2 pseudogenes are annotated in these 1,372 nt (G+C 49.7%); one reads left to right on the forward strand and one right to left on the reverse strand.

Annotated features, from left to right (window positions below):
* Nucleotides 1-141 precede the first annotated feature (141 nt).
* A pseudogene (locus tag C7I85_RS30160) lies at nt 142-960 on the forward strand (DUF4365 domain-containing protein); the annotation flags it as partial.
* Here the strand turns inward: C7I85_RS30160 and C7I85_RS31975 are convergent.
* A pseudogene (locus C7I85_RS31975) lies at nt 921-1,223 on the reverse strand (tyrosine-type recombinase/integrase); the annotation flags it as partial. The pseudogenes C7I85_RS30160 and C7I85_RS31975 sit on opposite strands and share 40 nt — an antisense overlap.
* Nucleotides 1,224-1,372: the final 149 nt, after the last annotated feature.

Genomic DNA, 1,372 nt, shown 5'->3' on the forward strand with positions numbered 1-1,372 from the left:
CCGGCGCCGGAGGCCCTCATATGGCCGTCGAAACCCGGCAAAGCGGCACCATCATCGGCTCTGCCGCTGGCCGATAAGCCCATCATGCATTAAGACTGAAACCGGACCACCTCATAGGGGCAGGCCAGGTGGCTTTTTCGAGAGATACCTAGAGATGACTTGGGAGTTGATGGATTTGTCGAAATAATCGACGCCAAAAACCGGCAAGCGAGAGGTAGGATATTTGCTCTTCAAATCAAATGTGGGACGAGCTTTTTCCAGGAAGAAAAGGAAGACGGTTACGTTTTTAGAGGTGAGATGAAGCACCTCCGATACTGGTTGGATTATTCTCTTCCGGTTGTCCTTGTGCTTTGTCATCCGGTTACGCGAGAATGCTTTTGGGTCCAAATCGCCAGTGGTGCGGTTCAGCTTCACGAGAAAAATTGGTCTGTCCTCGTTCCGAATTTCAACAAATTTGACGAAAGTTGCAAAGAACGAATCCTATGGACGGTAAGAGGCCCGATCGTTGAGGATGTCATCTCTTCTTCGTTGTATCGGCTATTAAATGAGAAATATCGAAACGTAGAAATAGCACCTGTTTGTGCCACACCCCAGGACTTTATGTATTTTGATGAATTGGCGGAGATTGATGACGTCCTTCATCTTGTCACCTACCTTTACAAACCTGCGGAACAGTTTTCCGCATCTGATATAAAGCAAATCATGGATAAAGCGACCGTTTGCGCGAGCTGTTGCGGTTGGAATACCTTCAATGTCCCTTATAATGTGCTCGTGATCCTCGTAGCCCTCGATATCAAAGATTTGCATGTGTCCGCAGACTTTGAGAAGGAAATGGCGAAATACCAGAATCTAAAGACAGTTAGAGCGGTCTGCTCGATCGGTTTAGGCGGGGGTCTGACCGAAATCGATGATAATGATTCTTATGTAGTTGTTCTTGAACGTGGCGCGCCTGAACTGTAGCCACCGTGCGTTACGAAACGCAGAGCGGCCCTTCCGCTCCGTCGCGTGGCGTTGTTGTAATAACTTGAGGCCTGCTGGACAGAGCGGTGTTTGGATTGCTCGATGGCTTCGGGTAATGCAATACCTCTGTTTGCGGCTTCAGTAAGATAGCCGGAACGCAAACCATGTGCGGAGATTTCGGCAGGATCCAATCCGGCCATTTCGGCCCGCTGCTTCAAGATCGCATTGATCGACTGCGGATCTAGCGCCCGCTTTGACACAGTCTGTGTTCCGGCGTGCAAAATTGGCTCTGACTCAGTTTTGATGCAGTTGTGACGATGCTGCGTTTCTAGTTTCCACAAAGGAATCAGCCTGATGAGCACCAAGCTTCGCCTCTCTGATTTGGTACCGGCTGGCTTCGTCGCCGAACGCA

It is taken from the genome of Pseudaminobacter soli (ex Li et al. 2025) (assembly GCF_003012705.1).
Lineage (GTDB): Bacteria > Pseudomonadota > Alphaproteobacteria > Rhizobiales > Rhizobiaceae > Pseudaminobacter > Pseudaminobacter soli.